At 68.2% G+C, this 15,972-nt stretch carries 16 protein-coding genes; 13 read left to right on the top strand and 3 right to left on the bottom strand.

Going from position 1 to position 15,972, the window contains the following annotated elements; all coding sequences use genetic code 11:
- Positions 1 to 2: 2 nt before the first annotated feature.
- Both ACN9M4_RS14050 and ACN9M4_RS14045 read left to right on the top strand, forming a co-directional pair.
- On the top strand, positions 3 to 656 hold the full coding sequence (locus ACN9M4_RS14050; RefSeq protein WP_426298883.1) for an ArsR family transcriptional regulator: 654 nt from the start codon (positions 3 to 5) through the stop codon (positions 654 to 656).
- The gene (locus tag ACN9M4_RS14045) at positions 653 to 880 is read left to right on the top strand and encodes a 2-nitropropane dioxygenase (protein WP_426298881.1); all 228 of its coding nucleotides are present in this window, start codon (positions 653 to 655) and stop codon (positions 878 to 880) included. The genes ACN9M4_RS14050 and ACN9M4_RS14045 overlap by 4 nt, the downstream gene beginning before the upstream one ends.
- Positions 881 to 962: 82 nt before the next feature.
- Here the strand turns inward: ACN9M4_RS14045 and ACN9M4_RS14040 are convergent, their stop codons facing one another.
- A complete protein-coding gene (locus ACN9M4_RS14040) occupies positions 963 to 1,466 on the bottom strand; it encodes an Lrp/AsnC family transcriptional regulator (protein WP_426298879.1) in 504 nt (167 codons plus the stop codon).
- A gap of 107 nt (positions 1,467 to 1,573) precedes the next feature.
- Between ACN9M4_RS14040 and ACN9M4_RS14035 the strand changes: the two genes are divergently transcribed.
- Positions 1,574 to 2,761 (top strand): trans-sulfuration enzyme family protein, encoded by a 1,188-nt coding sequence (locus tag ACN9M4_RS14035; protein WP_426298877.1) that lies wholly within the window; start codon positions 1,574 to 1,576, stop codon positions 2,759 to 2,761.
- 40 nt (positions 2,762 to 2,801) lie between these two features.
- Here ACN9M4_RS14035 and ACN9M4_RS14030 read toward each other — a convergent pair whose 3' ends face one another.
- The gene (locus tag ACN9M4_RS14030) at positions 2,802 to 4,037 is read right to left on the bottom strand and encodes an MFS transporter (RefSeq protein ID WP_426303482.1); all 1,236 of its coding nucleotides are present in this window, start codon (positions 4,035 to 4,037) and stop codon (positions 2,802 to 2,804) included.
- Positions 4,038 to 4,146: 109 nt separating this feature from the next.
- Between ACN9M4_RS14030 and ACN9M4_RS14025 the strand changes: the two genes are divergently transcribed.
- Entirely contained in the window at positions 4,147 to 5,124 is a 978-nt protein-coding gene (locus ACN9M4_RS14025; protein ID WP_426303480.1) for a LysR family transcriptional regulator, read from the top strand.
- Between the two features lie 25 nt (positions 5,125 to 5,149).
- Entirely contained in the window at positions 5,150 to 6,085 is a 936-nt protein-coding gene (locus ACN9M4_RS14020) for an N-acetylglucosamine kinase (RefSeq protein WP_426298875.1), read from the top strand.
- Between the two features lie 71 nt (positions 6,086 to 6,156).
- Here the strand turns inward: ACN9M4_RS14020 and ACN9M4_RS14015 are convergent, their stop codons facing one another.
- On the bottom strand, positions 6,157 to 7,188 hold the full coding sequence (locus tag ACN9M4_RS14015; RefSeq protein ID WP_426298873.1) for a pirin family protein: 1,032 nt from the start codon (positions 7,186 to 7,188) through the stop codon (positions 6,157 to 6,159).
- 50 nt (positions 7,189 to 7,238) lie between these two features.
- Here ACN9M4_RS14015 and ACN9M4_RS14010 point away from each other — a divergent pair, with 50 nt between their 5' ends.
- From ACN9M4_RS14010 to ACN9M4_RS13975, 8 genes are all read left to right on the top strand, one after another.
- Entirely contained in the window at positions 7,239 to 9,035 is a 1,797-nt protein-coding gene (locus ACN9M4_RS14010; protein ID WP_426298871.1) for a glycoside hydrolase family 35 protein, read from the top strand.
- Positions 9,036 to 9,102: 67 nt separating this feature from the next.
- Positions 9,103 to 9,555 (top strand): NUDIX hydrolase, encoded by a 453-nt coding sequence (locus ACN9M4_RS14005; RefSeq protein WP_426298869.1) that lies wholly within the window; start codon positions 9,103 to 9,105, stop codon positions 9,553 to 9,555.
- Positions 9,556 to 9,802: 247 nt separating this feature from the next.
- Positions 9,803 to 10,978: a ribosome small subunit-dependent GTPase A gene (rsgA, locus tag ACN9M4_RS14000; protein ID WP_426298867.1), complete on the top strand. Its 1,176-nt coding sequence runs from the start codon at positions 9,803 to 9,805 to the stop codon at positions 10,976 to 10,978.
- A 133-nt stretch (positions 10,979 to 11,111) separates the two neighbouring features.
- Positions 11,112 to 12,197 carry an ABC transporter ATP-binding protein gene (locus ACN9M4_RS13995; RefSeq protein ID WP_426298865.1) on the top strand — a complete coding sequence of 362 codons (1,086 nt, stop codon included), beginning with the start codon at positions 11,112 to 11,114 and terminating at the stop codon, positions 12,195 to 12,197.
- A complete protein-coding gene (locus tag ACN9M4_RS13990) occupies positions 12,197 to 12,898 on the top strand; it encodes an ABC transporter permease (RefSeq protein WP_426298863.1) in 702 nt (233 codons plus the stop codon). The genes ACN9M4_RS13995 and ACN9M4_RS13990 overlap by 1 nt, the downstream gene beginning before the upstream one ends.
- Positions 12,898 to 13,641 carry an ABC transporter permease gene (locus ACN9M4_RS13985; protein WP_426298861.1) on the top strand — a complete coding sequence of 248 codons (744 nt, stop codon included), beginning with the start codon at positions 12,898 to 12,900 and terminating at the stop codon, positions 13,639 to 13,641. Before ACN9M4_RS13990 ends, ACN9M4_RS13985 begins: the two co-directional genes overlap by 1 nt.
- Complete coding sequence (locus ACN9M4_RS13980) at positions 13,638 to 14,603, top strand: ABC transporter substrate-binding protein (RefSeq protein WP_426298859.1); 966 nt, start codon at positions 13,638 to 13,640, stop codon at positions 14,601 to 14,603. The genes ACN9M4_RS13985 and ACN9M4_RS13980 overlap by 4 nt, the downstream gene beginning before the upstream one ends.
- 128 nt (positions 14,604 to 14,731) lie before the next feature.
- A complete protein-coding gene (locus ACN9M4_RS13975; RefSeq protein WP_426298857.1) occupies positions 14,732 to 15,952 on the top strand; it encodes a pyridoxal phosphate-dependent aminotransferase in 1,221 nt (406 codons plus the stop codon).
- Positions 15,953 to 15,972 lie beyond the last annotated feature (20 nt).

Here is a 15,972-nt window from a genome sequence, read left to right as displayed (position 1 = left end):
TCATGGTCACAGTCCGGGAGCCGGATTTCCCGCTCCGCAAAGTCGATACGGCGTCCCTCAAGGCGCTGGCGCACCCCCTGCGGGTCCAGATCCTCGAGATGCTCTCCCGCTACGGCGCCCAGACGGCCTGTGGGCTGGCGGACCTGCTGGGCGAATCCAGCGGCGCCACGAGCTACCACCTGCGCCAACTGGCGAAGTTCGACTTCGTGCGGGAGGTTGAGGGCAAAGGGACCGCGCGCGAACGGTGGTGGGAGCGGCCGCCGATCGCCATCCAGATCACGTCGCCGGAGCTGGCCACCTCGCCGGCCACCCAGGAGGCCTCGCGGCTGGTGAGCCGGGAATTCGAGCGTGGCCGGCAGGCAGTGCTTGCAGACTTCATGGAGCACGGCGTCGATGTCCTGGACTCTGACTGGCTGCAGGTTTCCACCGTCAGCACAGTCAACGCCCGGATGTCAGCGGAGCAGCTGGCCCGTTATGCCCATGCCATGGAGGCCCTCGGCCACAAGCTGCTGGAGGAGATCCGCAGCGAACCGGTCCCCGAGGACGCCCGCCCGGTCCAGATCCACTTCAACGCGTTCCCCATCCTCGGCGTCCCGGCCTCGGCCGGCAAAGCCGCAAGCAGAGATTCACAAAGCAGTGAAGGGAAGAAGTCATGAGTTCAGCCACCGCATCATGCGGCGTATACCGTCAGCCATCCATCATCGAGTCGGCCGCAGCCGGCATCGGTGCCAGGCTGCTCTCCTGGTCCGAGAACCGTCGCCTCATCCAGGTCGGCGAACGCGCGCAGCGGAGTGCGGCCATTGCCCGCCGGGAGCGGCTGGGTGAGCTGCGCGCCGATGCCCTCGGCGCCGCGCATTCCGGCTTGGCGCCCCGCGCCTGACAGCTCGGGCCTGACAGCTCGGGCCTGACAGCTCGGGCCTGACCGGCTGGTCCGCCGGAGCGCCGATTTCCGGCGTCGGCAGTCAGGCCGGCAGCGGCCCGTGATTGCCCTGGATGTGCTCGAAGACCAGTGTGGTCTCGGTGTGTCCGACGACGGGATCGGTGGCCAGGTTGTCCAGCACCCAGTCACGCAGCTCATCGGTGTTGGCGACGGCGATGTGCAGCAGGTAGTCAACCGATCCCGAGGTGTGGAAGGTTGAGAGGACCGCGGGCAGGGCGGGAACCCGCGCTGTGAAGCGGTCGATCTGGTCCCGGTCGTGGGCCCGCAGCCGGACCGCGATCAGGGCCTGCACCGAGCGTCCGATAGCAGCCAGGCTCAGCACTGCTTCGAAGCCTTCGATGATGCCGCGTTCGGACAGCGCCCGTGTACGCATCAATGCGGTGGACGGGGCGATGCCCACCAGTTCCGCGAGCTGCTTGTTGGAGATCCGCGCATCGTCCACGAGGGCGGCCAGGATCCGTTCGTCGATGGCGTCCAACGGCTCGCCGGCGCCGAGGGGCCGAACATTCTTCGGGGCTGTACTCACGGATCCTCCTGGATTTGCAATGAGTTCATCATATCCGGCAAATTTGCGGCAATCCATTCATCTACCCTGTGAAATCCCGAATTATTGCCTAATACTGGCGCCATTCAATGGCGAATAATTCAAGGAGCACAGTGACCACGATCGACACCCTCGCCGTCCACGCGGGCCGTTCCGGACTCACCGAACAGGGCGTGCACGCGGTACCCATCGATCTTTCTACCACCGCACCGCTGCCTTCGGTGCATGACGGCGGACTTGCGTACGAACAGATGGCCGGCGGCGGCGTCCACAGGGAGGGCGACAGCACGGTCTACCAACGGCTGTGGAACCCCACCGTGGCGCGCTTCGAAGAGGGAACCGCTGCGCTGGAGTCCGCCGCTGAAGCCGTGGCCTTCGCCAGCGGCATGGCGGCCCTGAGCGCCGTGCTGCTCGCCGCCACCGGCGAAGGCAAGAGGCACGTCGTCGCAGTCCGCCCCCTGTACGGCGGCACCGACCATGTGCTGGCGAGCGGACTGCTCGGCACCGAGACCACCTTCGCCCGCCCGGAAGAAGTCAGCAGTGCCATCCGCCCGGACACGGCGCTGCTCGTCGTCGAAACTCCGGCGAACCCCAGCCTCGAGCTGGTGGACCTGAAGAGGCTCACGGCCGACGCCGCCCGGGTTCCCGTCCTGGTGGACAACACCTTCGCCACGCCGGTGCTCCAGCAGCCGCTCAGGCACGGCGCGGCGATGGTGCTGCACAGCGCCACGAAATTCCTGGGCGGTCACGGCGATGCCATGGGCGGCGTGGTGGCGACGGATGCCGAATGGGCTGCGCGGCTGCGCCGGGTCCGGGCCGTGACCGGCGGAATCCTCACCCCGTGGCCGGCGTATATGCTGCACCGAGGCCTGGCAACGCTCCCGGTCCGTGTCCGGGCCCAGCAGGACCACGCGCACAAGATCGCCTCCGCGCTCGCAGGCCATGAACTGGTCAGCAAGGTCCACTACCCGGGGCTGCCCGAATGCGATCCGCTAGGCCTGGTGGGCACCCAGATGTCGGGGCCGGGGTCGCTGCTGGCCTTCGATGTCGCGTCCGCGGAGCATGCCGAGCGGATCCCAGGCGCGGTCAGGTTGATGACCCATGCCGTCTCGCTGGGCGGGATCGACACCCTGATCCAGCACCCTGCCGGGCTCACGCACCGCCCGGTAGCGCCCGAGGCGAAGCCGCATGCCCGGATGCTGCGCCTCTCGGTCGGCCTTGAGGATCCTGCCGACCTCATCGCCGACCTGGTGCAGGCCATCGAATCTACCCGCTGAGGACCGCACCCGGTGCGCCGCCTCAGGAAGCGGGAGCAATTCAGGAAGCGTGGACGACGACGGCGGGCACCGGCTTTACCGGGTGCACGACGGCGGTGACCGCCGCCGTCGTGCACGCCAGGGCGATCACGCCCCAGGCGAGTGCGGTCCAGCCCGCGGACTGGAAGACGAGCCCGCCCAGCCAGCCGAGGATGCTGGACCCCAGGTAGTAGAAGAGGTTGTATAGCGAGGCCGCCTGTGCCTTGCCGCCTGCAGGGAGCGTCCCGCTCCACCCGGCACCGATGCTGTGGGCGGCGAAGAAACCGGCCGTGAAGAGGAGCAGGCCCGCGAGCACCGTCGGCAGGAAGTCCCACAGGGTCAGTGCCATGCCCGCGGCCATGCAGCCGATCCCGGCCAGGAGGACGTTGCGCCGGCCAAAGCGCAGCGAGAGGGCTGCGCCCCACCGTGAGCTCACCGTGCCCGAAAGGTAGGCAAGGAAGATCAGGCTCACCACAGAGGCCGGAAGGGCGAATGGCTCGGCGTGCAGCCGGAAGCCCAGGTAGTTGTAGACGGCCACGAAACCGCCCATCAGCACAAAGGCCTGCAGGTAGATGGCCAGCAGCCGCGGATTGCCGAGATGGCCAAGCAGAGCCTTCGCGGCCCCGCGCATGCCTTGGGCCGGAGCGGGAGCGAAGCGCCGTGGCTTCGGGACCAGGAGCAGGAACAGTCCAGCGGAAACCGCTGCGAGCAAGGACACTGCCAGGGTTCCGGCCCGCCACCCCCAGATTTCCCCGAGGGGTCCGGCCAGGAGCCGGCCCGCCAAGCCGCCCAGCGTGGTGCCGGCGACGTAGCTGCCGGCGGCCAGCGCCGCATGTGCCTTGCCGATTTCCTCGTTCAGGTAGGCGATGGCCACAGCGGGGATGCCGCCCAGGGCCACGCCCTCCAAGGTGCGCAGGCCCAACACCAGCGGCAGCGCCGGCGCGAACGGCACCAGCAGGCCAAGGATCGTCGCCGCGCCGATCGCGATCGCCATGGCACGAACCCGTCCGATGCGGTCGGAAACGAAGGACCAGGGCAATACCGCGGCGGCGAGCCCGGCCGTGGCGACGGAGACGCTCAGCGCTGCGTCCGCGGCCGTGATCCCGAGTTCCTTCGACATCAGCGGCAGGACCGCCTGGGTGGAATAGAGCTGGGCGAACGTCGCGACGCCGGCCATCGCCAGTCCGGCGAGGATCCGCCGGTAACCGGGGGAGCCCTTGGGGTGTCCGTCGGTGGCATCCGGGGCCGCTTGCATCATCACCCTGCCACGTTATGCCGCCGGCGAGTGATGATTCCAATGCATGAATGAGATGATTTACATAGCAGATTCACATTGAACTGCGGCATTGACTGAAGGGCGCCGCACCATGGACCCGGACCACAAGCAGCTCGTCCAGCTGCTGCCCCTGTTGCCCATTCTTTCCGAACTTGCGCGGACCGAACACGTCACCGCGACGGCCGAACTCCTCGGGGTGCCGCAGTCGACGGTGAGCCGGGCGCTGGCCCGGGCGGGCGCCGTCGTCGGGACTGAACTGTTGGTCCGGGACGGCCGCGGGGTGCGGCTCAGCGCCGCCGCGCGGACGCTGCTGCCCCATGTGGACGCCGCGCTCGCCGAATTCCGCCGCGGGCTGGACCTGGTGCGGCAGGAGCAGGACTCGGTCCGGGGCCGGATCGCGGTGAGCTTCCAGCACACCTTCGGCGAAGCCACCTTGCCCGTGCTGATCGGTGCCTTCCGGGGGCGCTATCCGCTGACCGCCTTCGAGCTCAGCCAGGGCGCCCGGGCCGCCTGCCTCGATGAGCTCGCAACGGGCGACGCCGACATCGCCCTGACCTCGCCGGTCGCCCCGCGCGGCCGGGGGCTTGCCTCGGCCGCGCTCTACCGCGAGCCGCTGCGGCTGGTCCTGCACCACCAGCACCCGGCGGCTGGCCGGAAGCGGCTCCGCCTTGAAGAGCTCAAGCACGAGCCGTTCGTGGCGATGGGCCCGGGCTACGGCCTGCGCTCCCTCACTGATGCGATATTCCGCGACGCCGGCATCCGGCCCCGCACCGCCTTCGAAAGCCAGGACACCCACACCGTCCGCGGGCTGGTGTCCGCCGGGCTGGGCTACAGCATCCTCCCGCCGGGCGGCCTGGGGCCCGGAATCCACGGACCGCGGGGCACCGGGCTGGGGTGGGTGGAAGTGGCCATCGAATCCCGTCTGGCCTACCGGGAGATCGGAATCGCCTGGCGTGAACGCCGGAACCGCGAACTGAGCAGCGAAGCCGAACCCGTCCGGCTGTTCCGTGAGATGGTCCTGGCGGAAGGCCCGGAGCTGCTGGCCGGCTTCATCAAGGGTCGGAGCTGAGATGCCGTCGCGTTAAGCTGTGCACGTGGAAAACCCTGAGAATCCCTCGTCACGCTCCGGCCCTGCTTTGCCGGTTGTTCCCGGCACCGTCATCGGCCTGGACATCGGCGGCACCAAGACCCGCGGCGTCCGCTTCGAGGACGGGGTAGTGGTCCGCGACGAATCCGTCGGCAGCGCCAATGTGCAGAACGTCAGCCGGGAGGCCGCGGCTGCCAACCTCGCCGAACTGTTCGGCAGGATCGGCGGGGGCCGCGTGGACACGGTGCTCGCCGGCGCCGGCGGTATCGACACCGACGACGACGCCAGGGCACTCGCCACCCTCATCGAACCGCACGTCCCGGGTGCCGCGGTCTCGGTGGTGCATGACTCCCGCCTGCTGCTGGCCGCCGGGCGGACGAGCACCGGCGTCGCCGTCATCGCGGGAACCGGCTCCGCGGCCTGGGGCAAGAACTCCACAGGGCAGGAAGCCCGCGCCGGCGGCTGGGGATACCTGCTGGGCGACGAAGGCAGCGGCTACTGGCTGGGGCGCGAAGCAGTCCGCCACAGCCTGCGCCGGATGAACAAGGGCCTGGAACCGGACGCCCTCACCCGCGCCCTGCTGGAATCCTGCGGCCTGGACGATCCCAACAAACTCATCGCCCTCTTCCACTCCGCAGACACCGGCCGCCGCTACTGGGCGCAGCGGGCAGGCGTCGTGGTGCAGACCGCGGACGCAGGCCTCGAGGTGAGCCTGCAGCTCCTGGACCAGGCCGGCCGGGATCTGGCCGAGCTCGCGGCACAGGTCTTGCGGCAGCTGGGGATTACGGGGCCGGCGATCCTGGGCAGCGGGCTGGGCATGAACGTGGGCGCGCTGCAATCCGCCTTCCGTGCAGGTCTCGCGGCTCACGGGGTGACGGACGTGCGCGTTCTGGACCAGGATCCCGTATTCGGGGTGCCGCAGATCATCGCCGAGCTCGGCTGAGACTGCTCAGCCGGGACATCCCGACGGGGGCCCGACCCTGCAAAGGGCAGACCACCGTCGTGGTCCCTCCGTTATTCGGGCAGGCCGCCGCGGGTGCGCGGCTTGAGCCGGACGCCAGGCAGCGGCGGGGCCGGGATGCAACCGGCTTCAGCGCCGGCGTCGGGCCCGTGTCCATCAACCACGCCGAAGCGGGCAGCCCGGGCATCGGGGTCGGCCAGCGAGGCCTGGGCCTCCCAGTCCTCGCGCGCTTCAACGATCTCTTCGTGCGTGCGGCCCACGAAGTTCCACCACATGAGGATGTCCTCCTCGAAGGGTTCGCCGCCGAGCAGCATGAAGCAGGTGTCCGGGGCGGCCGTGACGGCCAGCGAATCCCGTCCCGCACCCAGGTAGGCGAGGGGGCCGGCGCCGACTTCCTGGCCGTCCACGGTCAGGCGGCCGTCCAGGACCAGGATGGCGTGTTCGAACGCCGGATTCAGGGGGAAGCCGATCTCCCCGGAACCGCTGATTTCCGCGCCGACGATCGGGCTGAACATGGTGGCGGGGGAGCGTTGTCCGGCGAATTCGCCAACCAGCACCTTGGCCGTGTAGCCGTCTCCGCTGGCGAGCGGCAGGTCAACCACCTGCTCGAACGACGGCGTCCGGTGCCGTTCGGCGTCCGGCAGCGCGACCCACAGCTGCAGCCCGCGGGACAGCGGCACCTCCACCTCGCCGTCGCCGTCCGGCTGCGGCAGCACCGCGAACTCGGAGTGTGCGATGCCGCGGCCCGCCGTCATGATGTTCAACTGGCCGGGGCGCACGACCACGTCGCTGCCCACGCTGTCACGGTGCCGCACGTCGCCTTCCAGCGGCCAGGTAACCGTCTGCAGTCCCATGTGCGGGTGCGGCAGCACGCTCATGGCCACCCGGTCCGGGCCGAAGCTGTCCAGGAAACACCATGCGCCCACGGTCGGCAGTCCGCGCTGCGGAAGGGTGCGGAGCACGTTCATGGCACGTACCCCACCCAGCGGCACTTCCCGCTCCGGCCAAAGCTGGACGCACGGTCCCTGGCCGGGGTGCCCGGCGGGGCACAGTTCTTGGGCCGGGGCCGTTTCCAAGTTGGTCACGAGACAACTCCATGTGCTGATTTGTTAATAAATGTACTATTCTGTTTTTTGTGAACAACGCCGTTTTGAGTTACCGCGACGCCGTCCTGTACCGCTCGGGGGAACGCTACCGCATCCTGGCCGGAGCCATCCACTACTTCCGGGTCCACCCCGGGCACTGGCGGGACAGGCTCCGCAGGCTCAAGGCAATGGGCGCCAACACGGTGGACACCTACGTCGCATGGAACTTCCACCAGCCGCACCGCGGACAGGCCCCGGATTTCAACGGCTGGCGGGACCTGGGCCGCTTCATCGACCTCGCGGCCGAAGAAGGGCTGGACGTCATTGTCCGGCCCGGGCCCTACATCTGCGCCGAATGGGACAACGGCGGTTTCCCGGCCTGGCTCACCGGCACGCCGGGCATCGGCCTGCGCTGCCTGGACCCCGTCTTCACCGGGGCCATCGAGGAGTGGTTCGACCATCTCCTGCCCATCATTGCACCCCGCCAGGCCTGCAACGGCGGCCCCGTGGTGGCGGTGCAGATCGAGAACGAATACGGCAGCTACGGCGATGACCACGACTACATCCGCTGGAACCGCCGTGCCCTGGAAGAGCGCGGCATCACCGAGTTGTTGTTCACGGCCGACGGCGGCACGGACTACTTCCTCGACGGCGGCGCCGTGGAAGGAACCTGGGCGACGGCGACCCTCGGCAGCCGGGGCGACGAAGCCGTGGCCACCTGGCAGCGGCGCCGGCCCGGCGAACCGTTCTTCAATGTCGAGTTCTGGGGCGGCTGGTTCGACCACTGGGGCGAGGAGCACCATGTGCGTGATGCCGCAGAGGCCGCGGCCGAGGTCCGCAAGATCCTGGACCTAGATGGTTCGGTGTGCATTTACATGGCCCACGGCGGAAGCAACTTCGGCCTCGGCTCCGGCGCCAACCACGACGGCACCCGCATCCAGCCCACGGTCACCAGCTACGACTCGGATGCGCCCATCGCCGAAAACGGAGCGCTGACTCCGAAGTTCCACGCCCTGCGCACGGAGTTCTTCCGGGCGCAGGGCATCACCGAGCTTCCGCGCTTGGCCCCTGAACTGCTGGCACCGGCGCCGGTGCTCCCGGCGGCCACGCTGCCCCTGGGTCCCGCCCCGGAACTGACCAGCCTGCTGCGTGGCTCCGCAGCCCCGGTCCACAGCGTCAAACCGCTGTCCTTCGAGGAACTGGGCCTGGACTCCGGCCTGGTGCTGTACTCGGCGGCGGCGGTGCTGCCAGGCCGCCCGGACGCGCCCACGGAAGCGAAGCTGAAGATCACGGGCCTGCACGACCGCGCCCACATCTGGGTGGACGGGCTCTTCGCCGGCATCCTCGACGACGCTACGGGCGCCGAGGGCCTCACGGTCACCGGCACCGGGATCCCGGCGAAACTGGACATCCTCGTGGAGAACCTGGGCCGGATCAACTACGGCCCCCTCACCGGACAGGGGAAGGGGATCCTGGGCGGGGTGCTGGTCAACCAGCGCTACACCTTCCACTGGACCCAGACCCCCGTGGCGCTCGCGGAATGGACCGAAGCGGAACTGGACCGGCTGCCCGGTGCAGACTTCACCGTGGCCGAACCCGCCGACACGTACCTTGCGCTCCCGGATTCGGGCAAGGGCTTCCTCTGGATCAACGGCTTCCTGCTCGGCCGCTATTGGGAGGCGGGGCCGCAGCGCACCCTGTACGTCCCCGGGCCGCTGATCCGGACAGGCCGCAACATGATCAAGGTGCTCGAACTCGACAAGCCCGGAACCGTCGTTGAGCTCCGCGAAGCCGCCGGACTCGGCGTCCCGGACAGCTCCGAGATCGAGGCGGCGGTGCTGGCCTGACTAGCCTCCCCGGGAGGCCTGGCCGGCAACTGCATACACGCCGCCCGCCGGGCCTAAGCTGTCCCTTGTGAGCATGCGATTCGACACGCGACCTGCCGCCTACGGAGTCATCGTCCGGGACGGTGCCGTCCTCCTGGCGTACTGGAAGGAGAACGGCAAGGAAGGCTGGACCCTGCCCGGCGGCGGGCTCGATCTCGCCGAACACCCGGTGGACGGCTGCCGGCGGGAAATCCTGGAGGAGACCGGCTACCACGCCGAGGTCGGCGCCATGCTCGGAACGGATGTGGGCTACTGGCCGGATGAACCCCGGCTGGACGGGAAGGCCCGACCGTTCCAGGCCCTGAGGATGGTCTTCGAAGCCCGGATCACCGGCGGTGAACTCAGCCACGAGGTGGACGGCAGCACCACCCACGCCGCCTGGATTCCGCTGGCCGATGTGCCGGACCTGAACAGGGTTTCACTGGTGGACATCGGCCTTCGCCTGCACCGCGAACGGCCGCTCAACGGGAAGCTCGGCTGAAAATCCGCGTGCGGCTCTGGCCAAGCCGCAACCCTGCTGGCTAAGCTGGTCGAACCGCCGGCCCCTGACGAACTATCGCAGTGGTCCGCCGGCCTAATGCCGAGGAGGTGGAAGCAATGATTGCCGAATCTTCGCGCGCCCCGCGCGCACAGCACATCATCATTCCTGCCCCGGCCTCCGCCCTGTATTAGGCGGCAATTCCTTCACGCTGCCGCACCGGTGGCCGGGCCTCTCCAGAGGCTGAACATTGAAAACCACCTTCGGGCCCGCAGAGGGTCCTGCAACACCAAACACCATTCTTGAGGGGCCGGCCGACTACGGCTTCACCCCGGAAACCGGGGAGTACTTCCGTGCCCACCCGCCGTCGGACCATGACGAAGTCCGCGGCGACGAAACGGCGGGCCGGGTGGTCCGGCTCGACCGCAACCGGGTCCTCGTCGCCGGTCCGTCCGGGCTGAGCCACCTGCCCTATCCCAGCCACGGCCCCGCGCCGGTCACCGGCGACTGGGTGTGGCTCGGCCGCAACCGGGCGGGGGAACCCGCAGTCGTCGAGGTCCTGCCGCGGCGCACCTCGCTGGGCCGCAAGCGGGCCCTGGCAGCGTCCATTGAAGAACAGGTCCTCGGGGCCAACATCGACGTCGTCGGCGTCGTGGTCCCGATGGACCGGCCGCTGAGTCCCAACCGCCTCGAACGCACCCTCGTCGCGGCATGGGATTCCGGTGCCACCCCGCTGGTGATTATCACCAAGGCGGACCTCGCTGAGCTGGCGGACGACGTCGTCGGGCAAGTCATGCTGCACGCCGCCGGAGTGGAGGTGGTCACCACCTCCGCCGAACAAAGCGACGGCCTCGACGAACTCATGCTGCATATCCCGGCGGGAGGCACGGTGGCGCTGCTGGGGCCTTCCGGTGCCGGGAAGTCCAGCCTTATCAACGCGCTGGCGGGCCGGGATGTCCAGGAAACAGGGCGGGTCCGAGCCGGCGACGGAAAGGGTCGGCACACCACCACTTCCCGTGAGCTCGTTCCCCTGCCCGGCGGAGCGGTCCTGATGGACACCCCGGGCGTGCGCGGCTTCGGCCTCTTCGATGCGGAGAACGGCCTGCAGGAGATGTTCGCCGACCTCGAGGAGCTCTTCGGACTGTGCCGTTTCGCTGACTGCGCCCACGACCGCGAACCCGGCTGCGCGGTGCAGGCGGCGCTCGCCGACGGCCGGGTGGAACTGCGCCACTGGGAAAGCTACCGCAAACTCCAGAACGAGCTCGCCGCGCTCGCCCGGAAGCAGGACGCCGCGGCCCGGCGCGCCTACCAGCGCGAATGGCACCAGAACATCGTTCGGGCGGGGCTGAGCCAGCGCGCTGCCGAGCGGTACCGCCACGAGGGAGGTGAGCTGCGGGGCAAGGGACGGAACCGGAAAACCGGCTGAATCTTGCCGATCCCTTACGGACCCGGCGCCGTGGCTGACATCGCCAAAGGCGGTGACTAGGCTGAATCCACCATCGTCTTGAATGCCCGCCCGACTGCTCCACTGATTCGCCGACAGCGAGGTAAGCCCGGAAATGGCTGAAGCCATGATTGAGTTCCAGAGCGTCACCAAGCGGTATCAGGGCGGCCAGCCTGCCGTGGACAACTTGAGCATGTCGATCGACAAGGGCGCCATCACTGTCCTGGTGGGGCCTTCCGGCTGCGGCAAGACCACGTCCCTGCGGATGATCAACCGGATGGTGGAACCCACATCCGGGACCATCACCGTGGCGGGCCGGGACGTCTCGGCTGAACCGGCGGCCAAGCTGCGCCGCTCCATGGGGTATGTCATGCAGTCGGCCGGCCTCATGCCGCACCGCACCGTGCTGGACAATATCGCCACGGTGCCTCGGCTTAACGGCGTTCCCAAAGCGGAGGCCCGCCGGCGCGCGGCGGAACTGCTCGACGTCGTCGGGCTGGCCGCCGCGCTCGGCCGACGGTATCCGTCCCAGCTGTCCGGCGGTCAGCAGCAGCGGGTCGGGGTTGCCCGGGCGCTCGCCGCCGACCCTCCCGTGCTGCTGATGGACGAGCCGTTCAGCGCCGTCGACCCGGTGGTCCGCGACGAACTGCAGCAGGAACTCCTGCGGCTGCAGCGCGAGCTTGCCAAGACGATCGTCTTCGTCACCCACGACATCGACGAGGCCACCGTGCTTGGCGACAAGGTCGCGGTCTTCGCCGTCGGCGGCAAGCTTGCCCAGTACGCCGCGCCGGAGGAAATCCTGCGTGCCCCGGCCAACGATTTCGTGGCATCCTTCGTGGGCCGTGACCGCGGATTCCGGCGGCTGTCCTTCAATCCGGCAGAGTCGGTCCCGCTGCATCCGGCCAAGACTGTCGATTCCGCAGCTGCGGCCGGCGGCAACAGCGAATGGGCCTTGGTGCTCGACGACGATTCCCACCCTTTGGGCTGGGCGTCGCCGCGCGACGACGGCGGGCTGGTTCCCGGTGGTTCGCTCTTCCGTCCCGGGGACAGCCTCCGCCGCGCCCTCGACGCAACCCTGTCCTCGCCGTCGGGCCTGGGCGTGGCGGTGGACGGTGACGGGCGGCTCGCGGGGGTCCTCAAGGCGGAGGAAATCCTGGCACTGATCGAAGAAAGCCGGCGGCAGCGGGAGGAACCGGTCTGATGGAATGGTTCCTGGCCAACAGCGGCACCGTGTTCGGACTGGCCGGCCAGCATTTCGTGCTCGCAGTGGTTCCGATGGTCCTGGGCCTGGCCATTTCCGTGCCCCTGGCCCAGATTGCCCGGGGGAGGCCGGCGTTTCGCACGGTGGTGACCACGGCCAGTTCCCTCCTGTACACGATCCCTTCCCTGGCCCTGTTCATCATCCTGCCGCCCGTGCTGGGCACCCGGATCCTGGATCCGGTCAACGTGGTCGTTGCGCTGACCATCTACGCCGTGGCACTCCTGGTCCGGGCAGCTATGGACGCGTTCGACTCCGTGGACGAGGAACTGCGCTTGGCGGCAACGGCCATGGGCTTCACCTCGTTGGCACGGTTCCTGAAGATTGACATCCCTCTCTCCCTGCCAGTGCTGTTCGCCGGGCTTCGGGTGGTATCGGTCAGCAACATATCCCTCGTGAGCGTGGCTGCGCTGCTCGGGGTGGGAAACCTCGGTGTGCTCTTCACCGATGGCCTGCAGCGCACCTTCATCACCGAAGTGGTGGTGGGCATCCTGGGGATCCTGGTCCTGGCGCTCTTCATGGAGACGCTGCTGGTCCTGCTGGAACGGGCACTCACCCCGTGGACCCGCGCCGCCGCGAAACCGGCAGCGGGAAACGGTGCCCGGGCGATGGCCGCCACTTGGATCCGTGAGGGGGCAGGCTGATGGACATCTTTTCCAACACCTTCGCCTGGCTCGCATCCCCGGCCAACTGGAGCGGCAGCGGGGGCATTGCCGTCCGCCTTTTCGAACACCTGCAGTATTCAGCCCTCGTCCTCGCCATAGCTGCCGCCATCGCCGTGCCCCTGGGGATGTTCATCGGCCACACCGGCCGGGGCCGGGTTGTCGCAGTCGCCGTCGCCGGTGCCTTGCGGGCCCTTCCCACCCTGGGCCTGCTGGTCCTCTTCGCCTTGCTGGCAGGCAGCGGGCTGATGCCTCCGGTGTGGGCGTTGGTTATCCTGACCGTTCCGCCGCTGCTGGCCGGCAGCTACGCCGGCATCTCCAGCGTGGACCGCGCGGTGGTGGACGGAGCCCGGGCGCTGGGAATGACCGAACTGCAGATCCTGTTCCGGGTTGAGCTCCCCAACGGACTGCCGGTCCTGGCCGGGGGTGTCCGGACAGCCGTGCTGCAGGTCATCGCCACCGTCTCGGTGGTCGCCTATCTTCCACTCGGCGGGCTGGGGCGCTACCTTTTTGATGGCCTGGTCCTCCAGGACTTCCCCCGGATGCTCGGCGGGTCCCTGCTCATCGCGGCACTGGCAATCGCCGTCGACCTCATACTGGCCGCCGTGCAGAGGATGATCCTCTCCCCGGGGCTGTCCACCGATTCCCGCGGCGGCCGCAGGCCTGCCGGAGACCTCGCAGCGGCGGCCCCGTCCGGCCCTGACCTTCAAGGAGGAACCCCATGAAGAACAGCACCACCTTCGCATCCCAGGCCCGCACGCTCACCCGTCGCGGGCTGGGCGGCCTGGCGGCCGGCGTCGGCCTTGCCTTTGCACTGAGTGCCTGCGGCGGCAGTCCGCTGTCCACCCCAAGTATCAGCGCGTCCTCGGGCGGCGGCGGGCCGCTGGTGGTCGGCTCGGCGGACTTCCCCGAAAGCCAGATCATCGCCGAAATCTATGCGGGGGCGCTCAACGCGGCGGGGGTCACGGCCACCACCAAGCCGAACATCGGTTCCCGGGAGATCTACTTCAAGGCCGTCCAGGATGGCTCGATCGACCTCGCCCCGGACTATTCCGGAAACCTGCTGTCCTACCTGGACGCCAACGCGCCCGAAGTCTCCGCGGACGACGTCTACAAGGCGCTCCCCGGCAAGCTTCCCCAAGGCCTGGGCGTGCTCGACGCTGCCAAGGCCGAGGACAAGGACGCCATGGTCGTCACCAAGGCCACGGCCGAGAAGTACCAGCTGAAGTCCATCACGGACCTGGCCAAGGTGTGCAAGGACCTCACGATGGCTGCGCCGGCAACCTTCGAAACCCGCGCCTACGGGTTCCCGGGGCTGAAGGCCAACTACAACTGCGTGCTCAAGGGCCTGAAGCCCTTCAGCGACGGCGGCGGCAACCTCACCCTCCAGGCGCTCCTGACCGATGAGGTGCAGGTGGCGGACATCTACACCACCACGCCGTCCATCCAGGACAACGACCTCGTTGTGCTCGAGGACCCGAAGAACAACTTCAAGGCCCAGCAAGTGCTTCCCCTCTACAACAAGGCCAAGATGACGGACAAGGCCAAGGATGCGCTGAACGCAGTATCCAAGGCACTCACTACGGAGGACCTCATCAACCTCAACCGGGCGGTCAGCGGTGACCAGAAGCAGAACCCGAAGGATGCCGCGGCAGCCTGGCTGAAGGAAAAGGGGCTCACCAAGTAGTCCCCACCGGCTCCCTGTCAAGGACGTCGACGGCGGCGGGCGGCCCCTGTTATGGCCGCCCGCCGTCGTCGTGCTTCTGTGAGGCACCTCTCACGGGAAGTCCATCACCGGTGTGGCATATTTGATGGATGGCAGAATTCAAGCAGTCCACCAAGCTTCATAATGTCCTTTACGACATCCGTGGACCGATTCTTCAGGCCGCCCAGCAAATGGAGGCAGAGGGGCACCGCATCCTCAAACTGAACATCGGAAACCCGGCGCCCTTTGGCTTTGAAGCGCCGGACGCGATCCTGGTGGACATGATCCGCCACCTGCCGAACGCCCAGGGCTACAGCGATTCCCGCGGCATTTTCTCCGCCCGCACGGCCGTCTCGCAGTACTACCAGACCCGCGGCATCCAGAACATCCATGTCGATGACATCTACCTCGGCAACGGCGTCAGCGAACTCATCACCATGTCCCTCATGGCGCTGCTCGAAGACGGCGACGAGGTCCTCATTCCTTCGCCGGACTACCCGCTCTGGACCGCCTCCGTGTCCCTGGCCGGCGGCCGCCCCGTGCACTACCTGTGCGACGAGGAATCGGGCTGGCAGCCGGACCTGGACGACCTGGAATCCAAGATCACGCCGCGCACCAAGGGCATCGTGGTCATCAACCCGAACAACCCCACGGGCGCCGTCTACCCGGAGGAAACCCTCCGCAAGATCGTGGCCCTGGCGGAGAAGCACGGCCTGGTGCTCTTCGCCGACGAAATCTACGAAAAGATCCTGTACGAGGACGCCGTGCACGTGAACCTTGCCGGGCTGACCGGCGATGACGTCCTGTGCCTGACGTTCAGCGGACTTTCCAAGGCCTACCGGGTCTGTGGCTACCGTGCAGGCTGGATGGCCATTTCCGGACCCAAGAAGGAAGCAGCCGACTACCTCGAAGGCATCAACCTCCTGGCCAACATGCGGCTGTGCGCCAACGTTCCTGCGCAGCACGCCATCCAGACCGCGCTCGGCGGTTACCAGAGCATCAACGACCTCATCCTTCCCGGCGGCCGGCTGCTCGAACAGCGCAACAAGGCCTACGAGCTGCTTAATGCCATCCCCGGTGTGAGCACCCAGCAGGCCAAGGGCGCCCTGTACCTCTTCCCGAAGCTGGACCCGGAGGTCTACCACATCCGCGATGACGAGAAGTTCGTCCTGGACCTGCTGAAGGAACAGAAGATCCTGGTCTCCCATGGCCGGGCGTTCAACTGGGTCCGCCCCGACCACTTCCGGATGGTCACGCTGCCCAACGTCAAGGACATCGAAGAAGCCATCGGCCGCATGGCGGACTTCCTCGGGCGCTACCCGGGCAATTAGCCTGTTGGGACACGCCGCCG

It is taken from the genome of Arthrobacter sp. R-11 (assembly GCF_049913155.1).
Taxonomy (GTDB): domain Bacteria; phylum Actinomycetota; class Actinomycetes; order Actinomycetales; family Micrococcaceae; genus Arthrobacter.
Note: the sequence above shows the minus strand (reverse complement) of the source record. Positions and strands in the feature narration are given on the sequence as shown.